The sequence below is a fragment of the Sulfitobacter alexandrii genome (genome assembly GCF_001886735.1).
GTDB lineage: Bacteria > Pseudomonadota > Alphaproteobacteria > Rhodobacterales > Rhodobacteraceae > Sulfitobacter > Sulfitobacter alexandrii.
In genome coordinates, this window is sequence record NZ_CP018076.1 from 2098389 (window position 1) to 2119521 (window position 21133).

Genomic DNA, 21133 nt, shown 5'->3' on the forward strand with positions numbered 1-21133 from the left:
ACACCCGCGCTCACAGCACGCCGTCCAGACCGGTGCCGTCAAAGCCCGGCGGCGCCTTCAGCTTGACCCCGTCCTTGCCCATCTGCACCTCGATCCCCAGATCGGTGAGCGCCTTCTTGATGCGGTCCACCTCGGCGAAGTCCTTGGTTTCCATCGCCGTCACCCGCGCATCGCTGAGGAAGGCTTCGACATCCGTCAGGTCGAAGGCCTGCTCCACCGCCCAGTCGGGAATCCTGTCCGTCAGCAGGCCCAAAAGCGTTAGCGCGCCGCGCAGCCCCTCGATGTCGTTCTCGCCCGACAGCCGGTGGCAGAGTGTCAGCACCCCGTGTGAATTGAGGTCGTCCGCCAGCAGCGCCACCGCTTCCTGCGGCGGTTCGCTGGTCTGCGCGCCGGCGACTTGGCCGTACCACTTGCGCAGCACGCGCTCGGCCTCCTCGCGCTTCTTCTCGGTCCAGTCCATCGGCTTGCGATAGTGGGTGGACAGGAAGACGAAGCGGATCACCTCGCCCGGCACGCCGCCTTCCAGCAGGTCGTTGAGCGTAAAGAAATTGCCCAGCGACTTGGACATCTTGCGCCCCTCGACCTGAAGCATCTCGTTGTGCATCCAGACATTGGCAAAGCCGTGGCCCGCGCAGGTCGATTGCGCGATCTCGTTCTCGTGGTGGGGAAAGGTCAGGTCGTTGCCGCCGCCGTGGATGTCGAAGGTATCGCCCAGCAGCGCATCGGCCATGGCGGAGCATTCGATGTGCCAGCCCGGCCGCCCCCTGCCCCATGGGCTGTCCCAGCCGGGGGTTTCCGCATCCGAGGGCTTCCACAGGACAAAATCCAGCGGGTCTTCCTTGTAAGGCGCGACCTCGACCCGTGCCCCGGCGATCATGTCGTCCACCGACCGCCCCGACAGCGCGCCGTAGGCGTCATAGGACCGCACCCGGAACAGCACGTGCCCCTCGGCGTGGTAGGCATGACCCTTCGCCACGAGATCCTCGATCATGGCGATCATCTCGTCGATATAGGCCGTGGCGCGGGGCATGGCGCGGTCGTGCGCTTCGCCCTTCAGCGACGGCTCCAGCGCGCCAACCGCCGCCATGTCTTCGAGAAACCAGCGTGTCGTCTCGGAGGTGATGTCCCCGATGGGCCGCCCGCTTTCTGCCGCCCGCGCGTTGATCTTGTCGTCCACGTCGGTGAAATTGCGCACGTAGCTGACGTGGCCCGCACCGTAGACGTGGCGCAGCAGGCGATACAGCAGGTCGAACACGATCACCGGGCGGGCGTTGCCGATGTGCGCGCGGTCATAGACCGTGGGGCCGCAGACATACATCCGCACGTCATCGGGGGAGATCGGGGTGAAGTCCTCCCGTTTGCGGGTCTTGGTATTGTACAGTCTGATGGTCGTCATCGGTGGTCCTCGGCCATGTCTGGCGCGGGATGCCACATCCGGTTCAGAAAGAAAACGACATGAGCACGCCCGCGAGCAATCTCAGCAGGTAATAATGATACGCGTGATGCAGGTCATCGTGGTCATGGCGATGGGGTACGCCCATGGCCGCCACAGGTCAAGGCTGATTGACAAATCCCGCCGCCTCTGCGCCCTTGCCTCCGAATTGAAGTGGCGCGCGGGCCCGCGCGCCGGCCGACCGCCCGCGCCGGAGCGCGGCAGACAAAGGAGACACCCATGCAGGCATCACATCGGATCACCCATATCCTGGGCGGAGGATCGGACGGCTGGGGCGTGTTTTCCAAGGCGCGCCGCATGATTGCCGACGGCATCCCGGTGACGGAGCTGACCATCGGCGAACACGACATCCGGACCGCGGCGCCGATCCTTCAGGACATGCACCGCGCGGCGATCGAGGGGCACACCGGCTATGCCGCCGTGCCGGGCACGGCATCGCTGCGCGACCGGGTGGCGGCCCGCGTAACCCGCCGGACCGGCGTGCCGACGGCGCGGGAAAACGTGATGATCACCCCCGGCGGTCAGGCCGGTCTTTATGCCACGCATGTCGCCTGCTGCGACGTGGGCGATACCGCGCTCTTCATCGACCCCTACTATGCCACCTATCCCGGCACGATCCGGGGTGCCGGGGCCGAACCGCTGGCCGTCGCCGCGCGCCCCGAAGACGGCTTCCAGCCCCGCGCGGCGGATATCGCCGCCGTCGCGGATGGCGCGACATCGCTGCTTATCAACTCGCCCAACAACCCGACCGGCGTGGTCTATACCCGCGAGACGCTGGAGGGGATCGCGCGGGTCTGCACGGATCACGACCTGTGGCTGATCTCGGACGAGGTCTATGACACGCAGGTCTGGGCGGGCGAGCACATCAGTCCCCGCGCGCTTCCCGGCATGGCGGAACGGACGCTGGTGATCGGGTCGATGTCGAAGTCCCACGCCATGACGGGATCGCGCTGCGGCTGGGTGGTCGGACCCGCCGACATGATCGAGCACCTGACGAATCTCGCCACGCATACCACCTACGGCGTTCCCGGATTCATCCAGGATGCCGCGGTCTTCGCGCTCGACCAGGGGGCGGCATTCGAAGCGGAAATCGGCGAACCCTTCCGCCGCCGCCGCGCCATGGCGCAGGAGATTCTTGCCGGGCAGAACGCCGTCACGCTCGTGCCGTCGGACGGGGCCATGTACCTGATGCTGGACGTCCGCAGCACAGGTCTGAGTGGCGAGGATTTCGCGGATGCGCTGCTTGACGCTCACCGGATCGCCGTCATGCCGGGCGAGAGTTTCGGCAAGGCTGCCGCCGGTCACCTGCGGGTGGCCATGACGGTGGACGATACCCGCTTTGCCGAGGCCCTTCGGACGCTCTGCGATTTCGCGCGGGAAAAAGCGCAACTGGCCTGAGCCGCCGGCGCCCGTAAAGCGGGCGCTGCACGCAAAAAGGCCGGGGTGTCGCCACCCCGGCCCTGATCGCCATTCTGGCAGTCACCGATCAGAAGCGCAGCGAACCGCGCACGGTGAAGGTGGTCGCATCCGCATCCGCACCTGCAACACCGCCGAGGTCATCGAACTTGTGGTGCAGCAGTTCGGCACCAACGGTGTAGCTGTCGGTGATCTTGTAGGTTGCACCGATACCGGCGAAGGGGCCGGTTTCGTCGCCAACGGACGTGTCGGCACGGGCCGCACCCGCGGTTGCGTAGATCAGCGTGTTGCCGAGATCGTAGCCGCCCTTGACCTTGACGCGCGCGACGGAATCAACATTTGCCGCGCCACCGTTCAGGTCGACGTCGGTCTTGTCGTAGTCCAGTTCGCCACCGATCACGTAGTTGCCGAAATCGTAGTCGTAACCGGCGTGGAAACCGTAGGTCCCGTTGTCACCGTCCAGCACGCCGGGGCCGTCGACATCGGCATAGCCCAGCTGGATACCGGTGTAGAAGCCGGTCCAGTCGTCGGACACCGCGACGGGTGCCGGTGCGGGGGCGTAGACCGGCTCTTCGACAACCGGCTCGGCCAGGTTACCGGCATAGGCTGTCCCGGCCAGTGCAGTTGTCGCTGCCAGAGTCATGGCGCTGATCTTGGTAAACTTTTTCATGTTCTGCTCCTTGGCATTTTCTTTTCTTCATCCGCGTTGGGCGGCTGTCGAATGAACTCGGAACATAGGCATAGGTTTCGGAATGTCTGCTCACGCCAGCGCGATCAGCCGGAACCCGCGCAATCCCCGTACCGGCACCGGCAGATTTCAGCGCAGCGTGAAAAACACCGGGAACCTTTTGGCCGCGCAAGAAAATTGCGCGCCTTTGGCAGGTCGCAAACAGGCGGCGCGGTCGCAAACGGAACAGACGAAGAGGCACCTCCTTTGCACGCTTGACGCAAAGGGAGACGCCATTGAACGCTGAACGGTGCATCATCTCGCGCATCATCCGCACGATCGGGGCGGAGCGTGGCCGCGCCGCCCGCGGCGCACCCCGGATCGGCTGATCCTGCTGCCGCCTCCACACCCTCGATCCACCGGAACACCGACATGACAGACACGATGACCACACGCACCGGGGGCCGCGCGGCACGGCGCGCCGCCCGTGCCGCCCCGCTTGCCCAGCACCTGCGCCCCGTCCGGCCCGGACTGGAAGGCGGATTGTACCGCCCGCTCAGCGACAAGGGGATGGCGGACATCCACCAGGCCGCGCTGACCGCGCTCGAAGAGATCGGCCTTGCGGACGCGCCCGCCAGCGGGGTGGCTCACCTGAGCCGCGCCGGGGCGATTCCCGGCACCGACGGGCGGATCCGCTTTCCCCGGGGACTGGTCGAGGATGCCATCGCCAAGGCCAACCGCGAGGTGACCCTCTACAGCCGCGACGGACGGCACGACCTCGACCTGTCCGGCACCCGCGTCCACTACGGCACCGCCGGTGCGGCGGTCCACATGGTGGACGCGCTGGGGCGCCAGTACCGCGAATGCGGTGTGCAGGACCTGCACGACGCGGCGCGGATCTGCGACGTGCTGGACAACATCCACTTCCTGCAGCGGCCGATGGTCTGCCGTGACATCACCGACAACCGCGAGATGGATCTCAATACCGTCTATGCCTGCTGTGCGGGAACGACCAAGCACGTCGGCACGTCCTTTACCGACCCGTCCTTCGTGGCCGATGCGCTGGAGATGCTGCACCTGATCGCGGGCGGAGAGGACAAGTGGCGCGAACGCCCCTTCGTGTCGAACTCGAACTGTTTCGTCGTCCCGCCGATGAAGTTCGCCACCGAAAGCTGCCTCGTGATGGAGGCCTGCATCGAGGGTGGGATGCCGGTGCTGCTGCTGTCGGCCGGCATGGCCGGGGCCACTGCGCCGTCGACCGTGGCGGGGGCCATCGTGCAGGCGGTGGCCGAATGCCTGGCCGGCCTCGTCTACGTGAACGCCGTCAAGCCGGGGCATCCGGCGATCTTCGGCACATGGCCCTTCGGGCTCGACCTGCGGTCGGGGGCGATGACGGGCGGATCGGGCGAGCAGGCGCTGCTGACGGCCGGCTGCGCCCAGATGCACCGGTTCTACGACCTGCCCGGCGGCGCGGCCGCCGGGATCGCGGACAGCAAGCTGCCCGACATGCAGGCCGGATGGGAACAGATGTGCTCAAACGTGATGGCGGGGCTGTCGGGGTGCAACATGATCTACGAGGCCGCGGGGATGCATGCCTCGCTGCTGGGGTTCTGCCACGAAAGCCTGATCCTCGGCGACGACCTGATCGGCCAAGCCCTGCGCTGCGTGCGCGGCATCGAAGTCACCGAGGAGACCCTTGCCGTCGAGGAGATCCGCGCGGTCTGCATGGGCGGGCCGGGTCACTACCTCGGGACCGAGCAGACTTTGGGGCGGATGCAGTCCGATCACGTCTACCCCGCGCTGGGGGACCGGACCTCGCCCAAGGAATGGGCAGAACGCAACAAGCCGGACCTGATCGTGAAAGCCGCCCTGCGCAAGGAAGAGATCCTCGCCACGCGCGCGGCCGCGCGGTTCGACCCGGCGACCGATGCGGCCCTGCGGCGGCGGTTCAACATCCACCTGCCCGCCTGACCAGCTTCGCGGGCGCAAAACGGGGAGGCCCGGTGCCGTGACACCGGACCTCCGGAAGCAGCGGGGCCTGTCGTCTGCCGCGCCCCGACTGCTCCGTTCGCTGGCTCAGCCCTCTTCGCTGGCGGGCAGCATGCCCGCTTCCTGTGCCGTCTGGACTTCGGCTTCGTCGAGCGCGCCATCGGCGTTCAGGTCCATCGCCGAATACTGTTCCGCCGTCACGTCCGGGTAGACGGCCTGAACTTCGGTGACGCTGAGCAGCCCGTCACCGTTCGCGTCCATCTCGGCCGCGCCGGCGCCCATGGCGTAGGCGGGCAGGCAGAGCGCGGTCAGGGCAGCGACTGTGAACTTGGTTGTCTTGGTCATGGGATACTTCCTTTTTATCGAGGTTCGGTTGCGAAGGTCTTGGGTGCCTTCGATGACCTAGATGCGCGCCGCCCGGTTTGCGTTCACCGCGGCAGCCGCCCGCGCGGTTGGCTGCCGATGGGGGCCGTCGCCATGGGCAAGCCGCCGCCCAAAAAGCCCGGATCGGCCGCGTCGGCGGAAACACCCGCATTGGTTATGAGCCCGTCCGGGGGCAGGATGGCCGAAAACCCGACGAGGCAGATCCATGACAGACCCGATGACCGACCGACACCTGCTTGCGGCGCTCCTGCCGCGCCTGCGCGCCCGCGCGCGCAGGCTCACGCGGACCGCCGAAGAAGCCGAGGATCTGGCACAGGAGGTGGCGCTGAAGCTCTGGCAACTGCTGGCGGAGGCGGCCCCGATCGACGCGCCGGACCGCTATGCCATGGTCATGCTGCACAATCTTGCCCGGCAGCGCTGGCGCGGCGCGCGGCGGACGGAGACGCTGACGGAGGACATGCTGGTGACGGCGCCTTCGGCCCCTGCCCGGCTGGCCTGCGCGGAGTTGCGCGCGGCCATCGCGCGGCTGCCGTGCGACCAGCGCGTCTGCATGGAGCTGGTGATGGCCGGCGACACCAGCCCGCAGGTGCTGGCCGCGCGGCTGGGGGTGCCCGAAGGCACGGTGATGTCGCGCCTGGCCCGGGCGCGGGCCAGCCTGCGGCGGCAGATGGCGCTTGAAGGATCGGTGGCGGAATTGCTGTGACCGCGGACCGGGGGCCAGCCCCCGGACCCCCGGTGGTATTTTTGGAACAATGAAGCCGGGGGGCGGACAAGGGGTTCGGTGCGCTTCCCTGCGGACAGAAAAAAGGGAGCACCGAAGTGCCCCCTTGAGTTTCGCCGTTCAAGCTCGATTTGTTAACCGCTCGGTGTTTGTTTGCCTGCGGCCTGAACGTCGCCCAGAGCGCGCGCACGCGCTCCGTGTACGTTGCCCCGGCTGTGCCGGGGCAGCGAGTGGGTGGCAGCGTATCGCGAAGCGATGCGCGAGAACCCAACCGCTCGAGCAATCGGGAGCGGGTCCCGATGACCCGCGCCCCGAAGGGCGCGGGGGTTTCCTCAGCTGCAGCCCGATGTTCCGCCGCAGGTGTTGCACTTCATGCAGGTGCCGTTGCGCACCAGCGTGTAGTTGCCGCATTCGCCGCAGGCCTCGCCTTCGTAGCCCTGCATCTTGGCCTTGGTGCGCGCGTCGAGGCTGGTGGCGCCGCCGGTGACGGCGGTGCTGGCCGCGACGGCGACGGCGGCGTTGCCGTCCACCTGCGGGGTCGCGGCGGCGACGGCAGCGGCCATTTCACGCTGACCGCCCTGCAGGACAACCAGTTCCTGCGGCAGCCGGTTGCGCAGGTAGCCGGTGGAGCTGATCTGGCGCAGCACCTCGAGGCTCTTGGTGGCGGCGCTTTCGGACAGTTCGGTGACATTCGCCACGCCCTCTTCCGCCTCGCCGCGACCGAGGTCGTCGAAGGTGGCGCCTTCGGGTTTGACATGCGCCAGATCGGTCCGGTCGAGGTAGCTGACCGCGAGTTCGCGGAAGATGTAGTCGAGGATCGAGGTCGCGTTGCGGATCGTCTCGTTGCCCTGAACCATGCCAGCCGGTTCGAACTTGGTGAAGGTGAAGGCATCGACGAATTCCTCGAGCGGCACGCCGTACTGAAGCCCGACGGAGACCGCGATGGCGAAGTTGTTCATCATCGCGCGGAAGCCCGCCCCTTCCTTGTGCATGTCGATGAAGATCTCGCCCAGCTTGCCATCGGCGTATTCACCGGTGCGCAGGTAGACCTTGTGCCCGCCGACGATCGCCTTCTGGGTGTAGCCCTTGCGCCGCTGGGGCATCTTTTCGCGGTGAGACTTCACGATCTCCTTCACGATCACCTTCTCGACGATCTTCTCGGCGAGGACGGCGGCCTTTTCCTGCATGGAGCCGCTTTCCAGCACCTCGGCCGCCTCGTCGTCATCCTCGACCAGCGCCGCCGCGAGCGGCTGGCTCAGCTTGGAGCCGTCGCGGTAGAGCGCGTTCGCCTTGATGCCGAGGCTCCAGGACAGTTCGTAGGCCTGTTGGCAGTCCTCGATGGTCGCGTCGTTGGGCATGTTGATCGTCTTGGAGATCGCGCCCGAGATGAAGCTCTGCGCCGCGGCCATCATGTAGATGTGGCTGTTGACGCTGAGATAGCGCTTGCCCTTCTTGCCGCAGGGGTTGGCGCAGTCGAAGATGCCGTAATGCTCTTCCTTCAGGTGCGGCGCCCCTTCCAGGGTCATGGTGCCGCAGACGTGGTCGTTGGCCGCCTCGATGTCCTTGCGCGAGAAGCCCAGCGATTTCAGCAGGTCGAAGGTCGGGTCGTTCAGCTTGTCGGCCGGGATGCCCAGCACGTTCTTGCAGAAGGCCTCGCCCAGCGTCCACTGGTTGAAGACGAAGCGGATGTCGAAGGCCGAGGCCAGCGCCGCATCCACCTTTGCCAGCTCGTTGGGGCCGAAACCGTGCCCGGCCAGCGAGGTGTGGTTGATCCCCGGCGCGTTGCCGATGGTGCCGTGGCCCACGGCGTAGGACACGATTTCCTCGATCTGGGCGGAGCCGTAACCGAGCTTTTCCAGTGCAGCCGGAACGCTTTGGTTGATGATCTTGAAGTAGCCGCCGCCGGCCAGCTTCTTGAACTTCACCAGGGCGAAGTCCGGTTCGATCCCGGTGGTGTCGCAATCCATCACCAGGCCGATCGTGCCGGTGGGCGCGATGACCGAGACCTGCGCGTTGCGGTAGCCGTGCTGCTCGCCCAGGGCCAGCGCCTCGTCCCAGGTGGACATGGCCACGTCGATCAGGCCGGGCTGCGGGCAGTTCGCGTGGTCGAGCGGGACAGGCTTGACCGACAGGAGTTCGTAGCCGGTGTCGTTGCCATAGGCCGCGTTGCGGTGGTTGCGGATGACGCGCAGCATGTGGCTGCTGTTCTTGGCATACCCCGGGAAGGCGCCCAGTTCGCCCGCGATTTCGGCGGAGGTGGCGTAGGACACGCCGGTCATGATCGCGGTCAGCGCCCCGCAGAGGCTGCGGCCCTCGTCGCTGTCATAGGAATAGCCCATGTTCATGAGCAGACCGCCGATGTTCGCATAGCCCAGACCGAGGGTGCGGAAGTCGTAGGACCGCTGCGCGATTTCCTTGGACGGGAACTGCGCCATCATCACGGAGATTTCCAGCGTCACGGTCCACAGGCGCGCGGCGTGCATGTAGTCTTCGACGTTGAACACGCCGTCCTCAAGGAAGGTGAGCAGGTTCATCGACGCCAGGTTGCAGGCGGTGTCATCGAGGAACATGTATTCCGAGCACGGGTTCGAGCCGCGGATCGCGCCGTCCTCGGGGCATGTGTGCCAGTCGTTGACGGTGTCGTGGTACTGGATGCCGGGATCGGCGCAGGCCCATGCGGCATGGCCGACCTGGGCCCAGAGATCGCGGGCGCGGACGGTCTTGGCCACCTTGCCGGTGGTCCGGTCCGTGAGTTCCCAGTCGGCGTCCTTGTCCACCGCTGTCAGGAACGCATTGGTGACGCGGATCGAGTTGTTGGAGTTCTGGCCGGAGACGGAATTGTAGGCCTCTGAATCCCAGTCGGTGTCGTAGGTCGGGAATTCGATGCCGGTGTGACCCTGCTTGGCGTAGTCGAGCACGCGCTTGACGTAGGTCTCGGGGATCGCGACCTTCTTGGCCTCGCGGATCGCCTGCTTGAGCGCGTCGTTCTTGGCGGGGTCATAGGCATCGGCCTGCGCGCCGTCCCAGGCCTTGATGGCGGCGAAAAGCTTGTTCAGCTTTTCCTCGTGCATCTTGGAGCCCGCGACGATGGAGGCGACCTTCTGCTCTTCGAGCACCTTCCAGTTGATGAATTCCTCGATATCGGGGTGGTCGGCGTCGACGATCACCATCTTGGCCGCGCGGCGCGTGGTGCCGCCCGACTTGATGGCGCCGGCTGCACGATCGCCGATCTTGAGAAAGCCCATCAAGCCGGACGACTTGCCACCGCCCGACAGTTTCTCACCCGCCGCACGCAGCGAGGAGAAGTTGGTGCCCGTTCCCGAGCCGTACTTGAAGAGACGCGCCTCGCGGACCCACAGGTCCATGATGCCGCCATCGCCCACCAGATCGTCCTGGACGGACTGGATGAAGCAGGCGTGCGGCTGCGGATGTTCGTAGGAGGACTTTGACCGGGTCAGCTTGCCGGTCTTGTAGTCGACGTAGTAGTGGCCCTGCGCCGGACCGTCGATCCCGTAGGCCCAGTGCAGGCCGGTGTTGAACCACTGCGGGCTGTTGGGCGCCGCACGCTGGCTGGCCAGCATGTGGCGCATTTCGTCGTAGTAGGCACGGGCGTCTTCCTCGGAGGTGAAATAGCCCCCCTTCCAGCCCCAGTAGGCCCAGGCGCCGGCGAGCCGATCGAACACCTGCTTGGACGAGGTTTCGCCGCCCATTTCGGCCCCTTCCGCGGGGACCGAGCGCCACAGGAACTCGGGCACGCCCTTTTCCTTGACCTTCGTAACCTCGGAGGGAACCCCGGCCTTGCGGAAGTATTTCTGCGCGATGACGTCGCTTGCGACCTGGCTCCAGCTGGCGGGCACCTCGACGTTGTCGAGCTTGAACACGACAGAGCCGTCGGGGTTGCGGATCTCGGACACCGTGGTGACGAAATCGAGCTCGGCGTATGCATCCTTGCCCGCGGTCGTAAACTGACGTTCGATCTTCATTTTCTACTGCCTCATTCCAGCGTTAACAAAATTCGGAAAACCGCCCGTCATTGCAGACCGTCCCCACCTCAATCGCCGCCGACAGGGGCACAGATTGACCGGGCGCCGAGAGGAGATTCCCTCCGACGTTCCTGAAGCATCGACCGTTGAACCGTTCTGGTGCCTGTCATCTGCCCTGATGCGCCCTCGGAGCGTTTACCACTACATCTTGTGGCGTCATCGTCGGCCCGCACAACCTGCCGTGTCGGAGGGCCTCTGGTCAACGGCTTTTTTGTCAAAATCGGCAAAGTTTCCGGTTGACCGAAACCGTATTGTTTGAGTCTCCCGACGGGGCGCGATTCATGAACACGATATCCCCAAGTCCCCTGATCGGGGGATGCGACGCGCGGGGCGGCAAACTGCAAAGGCTACGGCGGGTTTAAGTGCGCGTGCTCACCCTTTGGGTGAACTTATCCACAGCCTTCTGTGCGTAATTCGCGGCGGGATCAGGGCACGAAAAATTTCTGCGGAAAAAGCGGGCACCGTCGTGAAACTGTGACCTCGCTCTGGGTCGGTTTCCAGAATCAGTGGCATTTTCGCACCTCATTTCGACACGAACCCCGGACCGGACACCACATGTAGTCGGACCGCGCCGCGAGACGGCGAATCCGGTGCCGCGCCTGCGGACCGTAGAATTCGATAATGATGATTGTGAAAGTGGTCGGAGCGAGAGGATTCGAACCTCCGACCCCCTGTACCCAAAACAGGTGCGCTACCAGGCTGCGCCACGCTCCGACCCGGCCTCTTTAGTCGCTGCACCCGTGAAAGAAAAGGCCTAGATTTGCCGCCTCAGCAAGGCCATGCCGGGGCGTGGGGCGCAAAGGCAGGATGGCGCAGCTGGGTGCCCTCGTCGATGCCCAGCCGCTCGGCCAGCCCGCCATTGATCTCGAGCACGGCCAGCACGTCGTCGCCCCCGTGGATGGGGGTCTCGTCCAGCGGGACCGCACGGTGATGGATGTGGGTGACGACGCCGCTGTCGTCCACGAACAGCATGTCCAGCGGGATCAGCGTGTTGCGCATCCAGAAGCTCGCGCTGCGCGGCGCCGGATAGACGAACAGCATGCCCGAGGACACCGGCATGGCTTCGCGCCCCATGAGGCCCCGCGCCTGTTCCATAGGCTCGTCCGCGATCTCGACATTGAAACGCACAGTTCCCCAGTCGCCCCGCAGCATCACCGTATCCGCGCGACAGGCGCTTTCCGCCCAGGCTGTTCCGCTGGCGGCCAGCCACAGCAGCGCCGCGGCGATCAGTCCCTGTCGTCTTCCCGTTCCGTGAGTACGGTTTCCCATGCCTGCACCTCTGCGGCCATCTTGCCGCGTTTGCCCTCTATCACCCGCATCGCCAGTGCCTCGCCCGGCTGAAGATCGGACAGTCCCGACTGCCGCAGCACCTCTATATGCAGGAAGACATCCTGCGGCTTGCCGAACACGTTGGCAAACCCGAATCCCTTGGATTTATCGAACCACTTTACCCGCGCCGGCACCAGTGGCGCCGCCTCGACCTCTTCGCGGTCGCGGCCGAGGATGTCGGGCAACACGGCGGTCTGGGTGTTCTGGGGCGGCTGGATGGCCCTGACCTCCGTCGCCTGCACGCCGCGTTCCGTGCGATGTGCCAGCACCTCCACCCGCGCGCCGTCCGCGACGGAGCTTTGGCCGAAGTTGCGCAGCACGTTCACGTGCAACAGGATATCGGGCCCGCCCGTGTCGGCCACGACGAAACCGAACCCCTTCACGGGGTCGAACCACTTCACGACTCCGGATACCGCCACCTCGTCGGGTGCCCCGGTCGCGTTACCACTGGGTGTGTCGTGATTGTCCTGCACGTCAGTCCTCTGTCACTGGGTCCCGCGCAGAGTTTGCGGGAAAATGATAACACCGTACCACATGAGACGTCCTGGTGGTACTCAGGGGTTCAGGCGAACCACGTTCCACGACCGGTCGCCCCCTTCGGGCCTGGTCCATCTGAACCGGTTATGGAGACGAAACTCGCCGTCGGCCCAGAACTCGATCTCGACCGGGGTGATCCGGTAACCGCCCCAGAACGGCGGCCGGTCCGGGTCCGTGCCCTTGGCGGCGGTGACCTTTGCCACCTCCGCCACCAGTGCCGCACGGCTCTTGAGGGGGCGCGACTGTTTCGACGCCCAGGCCCCCAGCCGGCTGCCCAGCGACCGGCTCTTGTAATAGGCGTCGGCCTGGGGCCCGTCCTCTCGCGTGATGGTCCCGCGCACCCGGATCTGCCGGCGCAGGGATTTCCAGTGCATCACGAAGGCCGCCTTGCCCGCCCCGTCCAGTTCGATGGCCTTGGCGCTTTCGTAATTGGTGTAGAACACGAAGGCGTCCGCCTCGATCTCCTTCAGCAGCACCATCCGCACGTTCGGCAGGCCGGTCTCGTCGACGGTGGCCAGGGCGATGGCGTTCGGATCGTTCGGCTCGCGGCCTTCCGCTTCGGCCAACCAGTGGCGCGCGATCTCGAAAGGGTCCTGCCCCGCGAAGATGCCGGTGCGTTCTTCCATCTGACGTTCCAATTTCGTGGCCGCACGTCGCAAACCGTGCCCAATGCAACAGCGGTATATCAATAGACATATCGCAACAAGTCAGTCGGCGGATTTTTGTACAACCATACCGGTGGTTTGACGCGGGAATGCGCGGTGCTCGCATCTTGATGGTACCGTCGCAATGTCCTAGAGGTTGTCGTCAAAGAAACAGGCAAAGGGTCGGCGCCCATGGAAAACACTTTGATGCAGGGCAAGCGTGGCTTGATCATGGGCCTCGCGAACGACAAGTCGATTGCCTGGGGCATTGCCCGGACCCTGGCCGACGCCGGCGCGGACCTCGCCTTTTCCTACCAGGGCGAGGCCCTGAAGAAGCGGGTCGATCCGCTGGCGGCCCAGCTTGGCAGCGACCTTGTCCTGCCGTGCGACGTGGGTGACGAGGCCAGCATCGACGCCCTGTTCGACGGCCTGAAGGAACGCTGGGACACGCTCGACTTCGTGGTGCACGCCATCGGGTTTTCCGACAAGAGCGAACTGCGCGGCCGCTACGTGGACACCAGCCGCGCCAATTTCGCCATGTCCATGGACATATCGGTCTATTCCTTCACGGCCGTGATGCAGCGGGCGGAAAAGATGATGTCCGCCGGCGGCAGCGCCCTCACCCTGACCTATTACGGGGCCGAGAAGGTGATGCCGCACTACAACGTCATGGGCGTGGCCAAGGCCGCGCTGGAGGCGTCGGTGCAATACCTGGCCGAGGACTTGGGCAAGGACGGCATCCGCGTGAACGCGATTTCCGCAGGGCCGATCAAGACCCTGGCGGCGTCGGGCATCGGCGACTTCCGCTACATCATGAAATGGAACGAGTACAATTCACCGCTGCGCCGCAACGTGACGATCGGCGACGTGGGCAAGGCGGCCCTGTTCCTGCTCAGCGACCTCGGGTCCGGCACCACGGGCGAGAACCTGCACGTCGACGCGGGCTACCACGTGGTGGGCATGAAGGCGGTGGACGCCCCCGACATGGCCAAGGAATGACCTGAGCCGATGACGCCGGAAAGCCTCGCCGCCTTCAACCTGCTGCTGCTGGCCGCCCTGGCGAGCCCCGGCGCGGCGATGCTCTTTGTCATCAAGACGACCGTCAGCGCGGGACGGCTTGCAGGTTTCCTCAGCGGGATCGGGCTGGCCCTTGCGGCGGGCGGTTGGACCGCGGCGGCGTTTCTCGGGCTTGACCGGCTGCTGGCGCTGGCGCCCTGGGCCTATGTCACGCTCAAGGTGGCCGGGGCGCTCTACCTAATGTGGATCGCCTTGCAGACCTGGCGCCATGCCCGGACGCCGCCGGACGATGCCGGGCCATTGCGGGCCGGGCGCAACCTGCTGGCGGGCGCGCTGGTGAACCTCGGCAATCCCAAGTCCATGCTCTTTGCCGCGGCGCTGATCCTCGTCGTCTTTCCCCGCGACCTCGGCGCCGCGGAAATCGCCCTCGTCGTGGTTAACCACGTGACACTGGAAATCCTGTTCTACGGCCTGTTCGCCCTGCTGCTCAGCGCGCCGCCGGCGCGCCGTGGCTACCTGCGCCTCAAGCCGGTCTTTGACCGGATCGCGGCAATCCTGCTGGGGGCCTTCGGCCTGCGGCTCCTGATCGAAAGATAGACGCATGTCCGACAAACGCGACGCCAACCGCCTGCCCCACGAGAAGGGGTTTCACATCTCCTGGGACCAGATCCACCGCGACAGCCGCGCGCTGGCCTGGCGACTGGACGGCATGGGGCCCGACAACGGCGGCTGGCGCGCGGTGGTGGCCATCACGCGCGGCGGCATGGCGCCCGCGATGATCGCGGCGCGAGAACTGGACATCCGCACCGTCGACACGATTTCGGTCAAGTCCTACGACCATCAGGACCAGTCGGACGCGCAGGTGCTGAAATCCCCCGATGCCGCACTCATGGGCGACGGCACCGGCATCCTCATCATCGATGACCTCGTGGACAGCGGCAAGACATTGGAAGTGGTGCGCAGGATGTACCCGAAGGCCCATTTCGCCACCGTCTACGCCAAGCCCAAGGGCCGCCCGCAGGTCGATACCTTCATCACCGAGGTCAGCCAGGACACCTGGATCTTCTTTCCCTGGGACATGGCGCTGCAATACGTCGAACCCTACCGGGGCCGGGACTGAGGCCACCGCCGGCCCTGCCCGGCTCGCGCCCGCATGCCGGATACATCCGGCGGGCGTGACGACCGGCCCACCCTCTGCCGCTTCCAAAGGATAACCCGATGCCGCTGCCCCGTACCGCCACCACGTTCGCCCCCCCGGTGATGGAAGCGCGCCGCTGGCTGCAGGGCGTCGACTTTGCCGCCGACCGCCCGCTCATCAACGTCAGCCAGGCCGCCCCGGTGGACCCGCCGCCGCAGGCGCTGAGGCAGGCGATGGCCGATGCCGCGCTGCACAATGTCGAGGCGCATCTCTACGGCCCCGTGCTGGGCCTGCCGGAACTGCGGGCCGAACTTGCCGGGGTCACCGCGCGACACTACGGCGGCACGGTCACGCCCGCGCAGGTCTGCATCACCTCGGGCTGCAATCAGGCCTTTGCCGCGGCCATCGCCACGCTCTGCGCCGAAGGGGATGAAGTGATCCTTCCAACCCCTTGGTATTTCAACCATAAAATGTGGCTCGACATGTCCGGTGTCAGCGCCATCCCGCTGGCCACGGAGGCGGATCTGCTGCCCGACCCGGACCGGGCGGCGGCGCTGATCACGTCCCGGACCCGCGCCATCGCGATGGTCACGCCCAACAATCCGGGCGGTGTCGAATACCCCGCCGAACTGGTGCAGGCCTTCTTCGATCTTGCCCGGCGGCACGGGATCGCGCTGATCCTCGACGAAACCTACCGCGACTTCGACAGCCGCAGCGGCCCGCCTCATGCCCTGTTTCAGGACCCGGACTGGGCCGATACGCTGATCCACCTCTATTCCTTTTCCAAGGCGTACCGGCTGACCGGGCACCGGGTGGGCGCGATGCTGACCTCCGAGACGCGGCTGGCGGAAGCGGAGAAGTTTCTCGACACGGTCGCGATCTGCCCCGCGCAGCTGGGGCAGCACGCGGCGCTTTGGGGGATGCGCAATCTGGGCCAGTGGCTCGCCGGAGAGCGGGACGAGATCCTCGCCCGCCGCGCCGCGATCACGGAACACTTCCCGCGGCTGGAACCGTCGGGGTGGAAGCTGCTCGGGCTCGGCGGGTATTTCGCCTATCTCCAGCATCCCTTCGCACAAAGCGCCGCGACCCTCGCGCCGGAGCTGGTGCGCAGCGCCGGGATCCTTTGCCTGCCGGGCACCATGTTCCACCCCCAGGGCGACGACGGCGGCGCGCGTGAACTCCGCATCGCCTTCGCGAACCTCGACGCGCCGGGCATCGGCGTGCTGTTCGACCGGCTGGAAAGCCTGCGACAGGGCTGATCGGGCTGCGGCGACGCCACATAGCTGCTTGCGACAGGCGGGCGGGACACATAGACAGTTGCGAAAGCGAAAAAGGGTGAGGACAAATGGCCAAGGGGTCGAGCATTTCAAGAACCGCAATGTGGATCCTGATGGGTCTGCTGATCCTCGGGCTGGGCGGCTTCGGCGCGGTCAACCTGTCGGGCAACCTGCGCACCATCGGCACGGTCGGCGACAAGTCGATCCCGGTGGATGCCTACGCCCGCCAGTTGCAGAACGAGATCCGCGCCATCGAACAGCAGACCGGCGAAAGCCTGCCCTTCGCCCGCGCGCAGGAAATCGGCCTGGACCGCGCCGTGCTGCAGCGGCTCGTGCGCAACCGCGCCCTTGATCACGAGACATCCCAGCTGGGGCTGTCCATCGGGGACGAGGCCCTGCGCGAAGACATCCTGGACATTCCGGCCTTTCAGGGTGTCGACGGCAGCTTCGACCGCGAAGCCTATCGGTTCGCCCTGCAACAGGGCGGCATGTCCGAGGCGGATTTCGAGACCTCCCTGCGCGAGGAAGCGGCCCGCACCCTGCTGCAACGTGCCGTGACCAGCGGCGTGGTCATGCCCGCCGCCTATGCCGATACGCTGATGACATTCATTGCGCAGGAACGCGGTTTCACCTGGAGCGTGCTGGACAGCGCGGACCTTGCCGAACCGGTGGCGGAACCGACGGAGGATCAGTTGCGGGAATACTACGACTCGCACCAGGACGCATTCATGCTGCCCCTGACCAAGAAGATCACCTACGTCTGGCTGTCGCCCGACGACATGCTGGACGAAGTCGAGGCGCCCGAGGAAGAATTGCGCCGCGCCTACGACGACCGGGCAGCCGAATTCCAGCAACCCGAACGCCGGCTGGTCGAACGCCTCGTCTTTGCTGACCAGGAAGCCGCCGACCGGGCCGCCGCCGCGCTGAAAGTCGACGGGACCACCTTCAACGCGCTGGTGGACGAACGGGGTCTCGAGCTGAGCGATGTGGACATGGGCGACGTGGGTCGCCTCGAACTGGATGCGGCGGGCGAAGCCGTCTTCGGCGCCGAGGTCGGCGACGTTGTCGGCCCGTTGCCCAGCCCGCTGGGGCCGGCATTGTTCCGCGTGAACGGCGTGCTGCCCGCGCAGAACACCAGTTTCGAGGACGCACGCCCCGCGCTTGAAGCGGAGCTCGCCGCGAGCCGTGCGGTACGGGCGGTTGAGGCGCGGGCGCAGGAACTCGACGATCAGCTGGCAGGCGGCGTCACCCTTGAACAGTTAGCCGAAGAGACGAACCTGACGCTGGGCACGATCGACTGGACGCCCGAAAGCACCGAGGGCATCGCCGCCTATACCGCCTTCCGCGACGCGGCCGCCGATCTGACCTCGGACGACTTCCCGCGGATCGCGCAACTGGACGATGGCGGCGTTTTTGCCATGCGGCTTGACGAGCGGCTGGAGGAACGGCCCGAACCCTTCGAGCAGGCCCGTGACGACGTGCAGGCGGCCTGGGTCGCACAGCAGACCGTCGACCAGCTGACCGCGCAGGCGACCGATCTCGTGCAATCGCTGGGCGGCACCGCGTCCTTCGAGGAAGCGGGACTGGACGCGATGATCGAGGAAAACCAGACCCGACGCGCCTTTATCCAGGACACGCCGGACAACTTCATGGAAACGGTCTTCGAGATGTCGCCGGGCGACGTGAGCGTGTTGCCGGGCGACGGGCAGGTCTTCATCGTCCGGCTCGACTCGATCGAGGATCCGGAAGCTGACGGCGAGTCCGCGGCCCTGCGCGATCAACTGTCAGAGCAGCTGGACCAGAACCTCGCGCAGGATCTCTATGCCGTTTTCGCGAACGACGTGGTGCGCCGCGCGGGCCCCGAGGTTGACCAGCGGGCGCTTCAGGCCGTCCACGTCAACTTTCCCTGACGGGACATCGGCATGACACTCACCCCGGCCTTCGAAGAATTTGCCACGGGTTACGGCGCGGGCGAGAACCAGATCGTCTATACCCGGCTTGCCGCCGATCTCGACACGCCCGTGTCGCTGATGCTGAAACTCACCGGCGCCTCAGAGAATGCCTTTGTCCTCGAGTCGGTGACCGGTGGCGAAGTGCGCGGGCGCTATTCGATCATCGGCATGAAGCCCGACCTGATATGGCGCTGCCGGGGCGAGACCTCGGCGCTCAACCGTGCCGCCCGCTACGATGCTGACGCGTTCGAGGACATGCCGGGCAACCCGCTGGACGTGCTGCGCGACGTCATCGCGGAAAGCCGGATCAACCTGCCCGAAGGGATGCCACAGGCAGCGGCGGGACTGTTCGGATACCTCGGGTACGACATGATCCGGCTGGTCGAGCATCTGCCGGACGTGAACCCCGACCCGCTGGGCCTGCCCGATGCGGTGATGGTGCGCCCTTCGGTGATCGCAGTTCTGGACGGCGTCAAGGGCGAGGTCACCGTGGTCTCTCCCGCATGGGTGTCCGAGGGCCAGTCGGCGCGCGCCGCCTATGCGCAGGCCGCCGAAAGGGTCATGGACGCGGTGCGGGACATGGAACGGGCGATGCCCGCCACCTCGCGCGATCTGGGCGACGCGGACGAGGCACCGGCGCCGGTAAGCAACTTTACCCGCGACGGGTACAAGGCCGCGGTGGAAAAGGCGCGCGACTACATCGCGGCCGGCGACATCTTTCAGGTCGTGCCAAGCCAACGCTGGGCGCAGGGGTTCACCCAGGCCCCGTTCACGCTCTACCGCAGCCTGCGCCGCACCAACCCGTCGCCCTTCATGTTCTACTTCAATTTCGGCGGCTTCCACGTGGTCGGCGCGAGCCCGGAAATCCTCGTGCGGGTGTTCGACAACCAGATCACAATCCGGCCCGTCGCGGGCACCCGGCCCCGCGGGGCGACACCCGAAGAGGACCGGGCGCTGGAAGCCGATCTGCTGCTGGATGAAAAGGAGCTGGCGGAGCACCTGATGCTGCTCGATCTCGGCCGCAACGACGTGGGCCGCGTCGCCCGGGTGGGCACGGTCCGGCCGACCGAGGAATTCGTCGTCGAACGCTACAGTCACGTGATGCACATCGTCTCCAACGTGGTGGGCGAGCTGCGCGAGGATTGCGACGCCCTCGATGCCTTCTTTGCCGGAATGCCCGCCGGAACGGTATCCGGTGCGCCCAAGGTCCGCGCGATGGAGATCATCGACGAGCTCGAACCCGAGAAGCGCGGGCTCTACGGGGGCGGTGTCGGCTATTTCAGCGCCGGCGGCGACATGGACATGTGCATCGCGCTGAGGACAGCCGTCATCAAGGACGAAACGCTTTACATCCAGGCCGGCGGCGGCGTGGTCTACGACAGCGATCCGGAGGCGGAGTACATGGAAACCGTGCACAAATCCAACGCCATCCGCCGGGCGGCCGCCGATGCCGCGCGGTTCGGCGGCACGGGCAACCGGTAATGAGCGCCCCCCGCGCGCCTTTCGAGATCGCCGGGCAGACCGTCGCGCCGGGCAGCAGCCTCGGGGTGGACCTGCCCGTCTCCACCCTGCCCGACCACACGCCGGTGCACCTGTCGATCGAGGTCCATCACGGCAAGCGCCCCGGCCCCACGATGTTCGTCAGCGCCGCCGTACACGGGGACGAGGTGATCGGCGTGGAGATCCTGCGCCGCCTGCTCCGGGCGCCACAACTCAAATCCCTGCGCGGCACGCTTCTGGTAATTCCGGTCGTGAATTCCTTCGGGTTTCTCAGCCGGTCCCGCTACCTGCCCGACCGGCGCGACCTCAACCGCTGCTTTCCCGGCCATCCTTCGGGTTCGCTGGGGGCGCGACTGGCGCACATCTTTCTTCAGGACGTCGTGTTGCGCTGCGATTTCGGGATCGACCTGCACTCCGCCGCGATCCACCGCACCAACCTGCCTCAGGTGCGGGTCTCGCCCTCCGACAAGGTCACGCAGAAGATGGCGCTGGATTTCGGCGCGCCGGTCGTGCTGACATCCGGACTGCGCGACGGCTCCCTGCGCGCGGTCGCGGGCAAGCACGGCGTCCCGATCCTGCTCTACGAGGCGGGCGAAGGGCTGCGGTTCGACGAAATGGCCGTCCGCGCCGGGGTTGCGGGCATCCTCAGGGTGATGCGCGGACAGGACATGCTGCCCGCCAAGGGCATCGCGCCCGCGCGGGTCGCCCCCTATCTCTGCACGTCCTCGTACTGGCTCCGGGCCCCGGCTGGCGGCCTGCTGCGGACATTCCGCGCCGAGGGCGAGACCGTCGAGGCCGGCGATGTGCTGGCCACCGTCTCCGATCCCTTCGGCGCGGTCGAGACCGATCTGGTGGCGCCCGAACCCGGCATCCTGATCGGCCGCGCGATCCTGCCCGTGGTGAACGAGGGAGACGCGGTGTTTCATCTGGCCAAACTCGGCCCCAAGGCGGCAGAGGCCACGGTGGGCGACCTTGCCACGCAGCTCGAAAGCGACCCCCTGTTCGACGAGGACGAAATCATCTGATTGCACCCTCGCGATGTCGCGCTACCTGTGGCGCCGACCGT

17 protein-coding genes and 1 tRNA gene are annotated in these 21133 nt (G+C 66.3%); 10 read left to right on the plus strand and 8 right to left on the minus strand.

Features of this window, described 5'->3' with window-relative positions; all coding sequences use genetic code 11:
* Nucleotides 1–10: 10 nt before the first annotated feature.
* Entirely contained in the window at nucleotides 11–1396 is a 1386-nt protein-coding gene (gene cysS / locus BOO69_RS10360; RefSeq protein WP_071972099.1) for a cysteine--tRNA ligase, read from the minus strand.
* Between the two features lie 276 nt (nucleotides 1397–1672).
* Here cysS and BOO69_RS10365 point away from each other — a divergent pair, with 276 nt between their 5' ends.
* A complete protein-coding gene (locus BOO69_RS10365) occupies nucleotides 1673–2851 on the plus strand; it encodes a pyridoxal phosphate-dependent aminotransferase (protein ID WP_071972100.1) in 1179 nt (392 codons plus the stop codon).
* A gap of 88 nt (nucleotides 2852–2939) precedes the next feature.
* On the opposite strand, the gene BOO69_RS10370 is transcribed toward BOO69_RS10365, so the two are convergent.
* Complete coding sequence (locus BOO69_RS10370) at nucleotides 2940–3539, minus strand: outer membrane protein (RefSeq protein ID WP_071972101.1); 600 nt, start codon at nucleotides 3537–3539, stop codon at nucleotides 2940–2942.
* 429 nt (nucleotides 3540–3968) lie between these two features.
* Here BOO69_RS10370 and BOO69_RS10375 point away from each other — a divergent pair, with 429 nt between their 5' ends.
* Nucleotides 3969–5507 (plus strand): trimethylamine methyltransferase family protein, encoded by a 1539-nt coding sequence (locus tag BOO69_RS10375; protein ID WP_071972102.1) that lies wholly within the window; start codon nucleotides 3969–3971, stop codon nucleotides 5505–5507.
* A gap of 105 nt (nucleotides 5508–5612) precedes the next feature.
* Here the strand turns inward: BOO69_RS10375 and BOO69_RS10380 are convergent, their stop codons facing one another.
* On the minus strand, nucleotides 5613–5870 hold the full coding sequence (locus BOO69_RS10380) for an EF-hand domain-containing protein (protein ID WP_071972103.1): 258 nt from the start codon (nucleotides 5868–5870) through the stop codon (nucleotides 5613–5615).
* 256 nt (nucleotides 5871–6126) lie between these two features.
* Here BOO69_RS10380 and BOO69_RS10385 point away from each other — a divergent pair, with 256 nt between their 5' ends.
* Nucleotides 6127–6612 (plus strand): RNA polymerase sigma factor, encoded by a 486-nt coding sequence (locus BOO69_RS10385; protein ID WP_071972104.1) that lies wholly within the window; start codon nucleotides 6127–6129, stop codon nucleotides 6610–6612.
* Nucleotides 6613–6962: 350 nt separating this feature from the next.
* On the opposite strand, the gene BOO69_RS10390 is transcribed toward BOO69_RS10385, so the two are convergent.
* The 5 genes from BOO69_RS10390 to pdxH form a co-directional block, all read right to left on the minus strand.
* Nucleotides 6963–10613: a vitamin B12-dependent ribonucleotide reductase gene (locus BOO69_RS10390; RefSeq protein WP_071972105.1), complete on the minus strand. Its 3651-nt coding sequence runs from the start codon at nucleotides 10611–10613 to the stop codon at nucleotides 6963–6965.
* Nucleotides 10614–11310: 697 nt separating this feature from the next.
* Nucleotides 11311–11387, minus strand: a tRNA-Pro gene (locus tag BOO69_RS10395).
* A 54-nt stretch (nucleotides 11388–11441) separates the two neighbouring features.
* A complete protein-coding gene (locus BOO69_RS10400; protein ID WP_071972106.1) occupies nucleotides 11442–11942 on the minus strand; it encodes a DUF192 domain-containing protein in 501 nt (166 codons plus the stop codon).
* Nucleotides 11900–12475 (minus strand): cold-shock protein, encoded by a 576-nt coding sequence (locus BOO69_RS10405; RefSeq protein ID WP_418361289.1) that lies wholly within the window; start codon nucleotides 12473–12475, stop codon nucleotides 11900–11902. The genes BOO69_RS10400 and BOO69_RS10405 overlap by 43 nt, the downstream gene beginning before the upstream one ends.
* A gap of 81 nt (nucleotides 12476–12556) precedes the next feature.
* Entirely contained in the window at nucleotides 12557–13165 is a 609-nt protein-coding gene (pdxH, locus tag BOO69_RS10410; protein ID WP_071972107.1) for a pyridoxamine 5'-phosphate oxidase, read from the minus strand.
* A gap of 210 nt (nucleotides 13166–13375) precedes the next feature.
* Between pdxH and fabI the strand changes: the two genes are divergently transcribed.
* The 7 genes from fabI (at nucleotide 13376) to BOO69_RS10445 (ending at nucleotide 21092) form a co-directional block, all read left to right on the plus strand.
* Nucleotides 13376–14182: an enoyl-ACP reductase FabI gene (fabI, locus tag BOO69_RS10415; protein WP_071972108.1), complete on the plus strand. Its 807-nt coding sequence runs from the start codon at nucleotides 13376–13378 to the stop codon at nucleotides 14180–14182.
* 9 nt (nucleotides 14183–14191) lie between these two features.
* A complete protein-coding gene (locus tag BOO69_RS10420; RefSeq protein ID WP_071972109.1) occupies nucleotides 14192–14797 on the plus strand; it encodes a LysE family translocator in 606 nt (201 codons plus the stop codon).
* 4 nt (nucleotides 14798–14801) lie between these two features.
* Complete coding sequence (gene gpt, locus BOO69_RS10425; RefSeq protein ID WP_071972110.1) at nucleotides 14802–15320, plus strand: xanthine phosphoribosyltransferase; 519 nt, start codon at nucleotides 14802–14804, stop codon at nucleotides 15318–15320.
* Between the two features lie 98 nt (nucleotides 15321–15418).
* Nucleotides 15419–16597: an aminotransferase gene (locus tag BOO69_RS10430; RefSeq protein ID WP_071972111.1), complete on the plus strand. Its 1179-nt coding sequence runs from the start codon at nucleotides 15419–15421 to the stop codon at nucleotides 16595–16597.
* Between the two features lie 119 nt (nucleotides 16598–16716).
* Nucleotides 16717–18525, plus strand: a complete 1809-nt coding sequence (locus tag BOO69_RS10435) for a peptidyl-prolyl cis-trans isomerase (protein ID WP_237267439.1) — start codon at nucleotides 16717–16719, stop codon at nucleotides 18523–18525.
* 12 nt (nucleotides 18526–18537) lie between these two features.
* Complete coding sequence (gene trpE, locus BOO69_RS10440) at nucleotides 18538–20049, plus strand: anthranilate synthase component I (protein ID WP_071972113.1); 1512 nt, start codon at nucleotides 18538–18540, stop codon at nucleotides 20047–20049.
* Complete coding sequence (locus tag BOO69_RS10445) at nucleotides 20049–21092, plus strand: succinylglutamate desuccinylase/aspartoacylase family protein (protein ID WP_071972114.1); 1044 nt, start codon at nucleotides 20049–20051, stop codon at nucleotides 21090–21092. The genes trpE and BOO69_RS10445 overlap by 1 nt, the downstream gene beginning before the upstream one ends.
* Nucleotides 21093–21133: the final 41 nt, after the last annotated feature.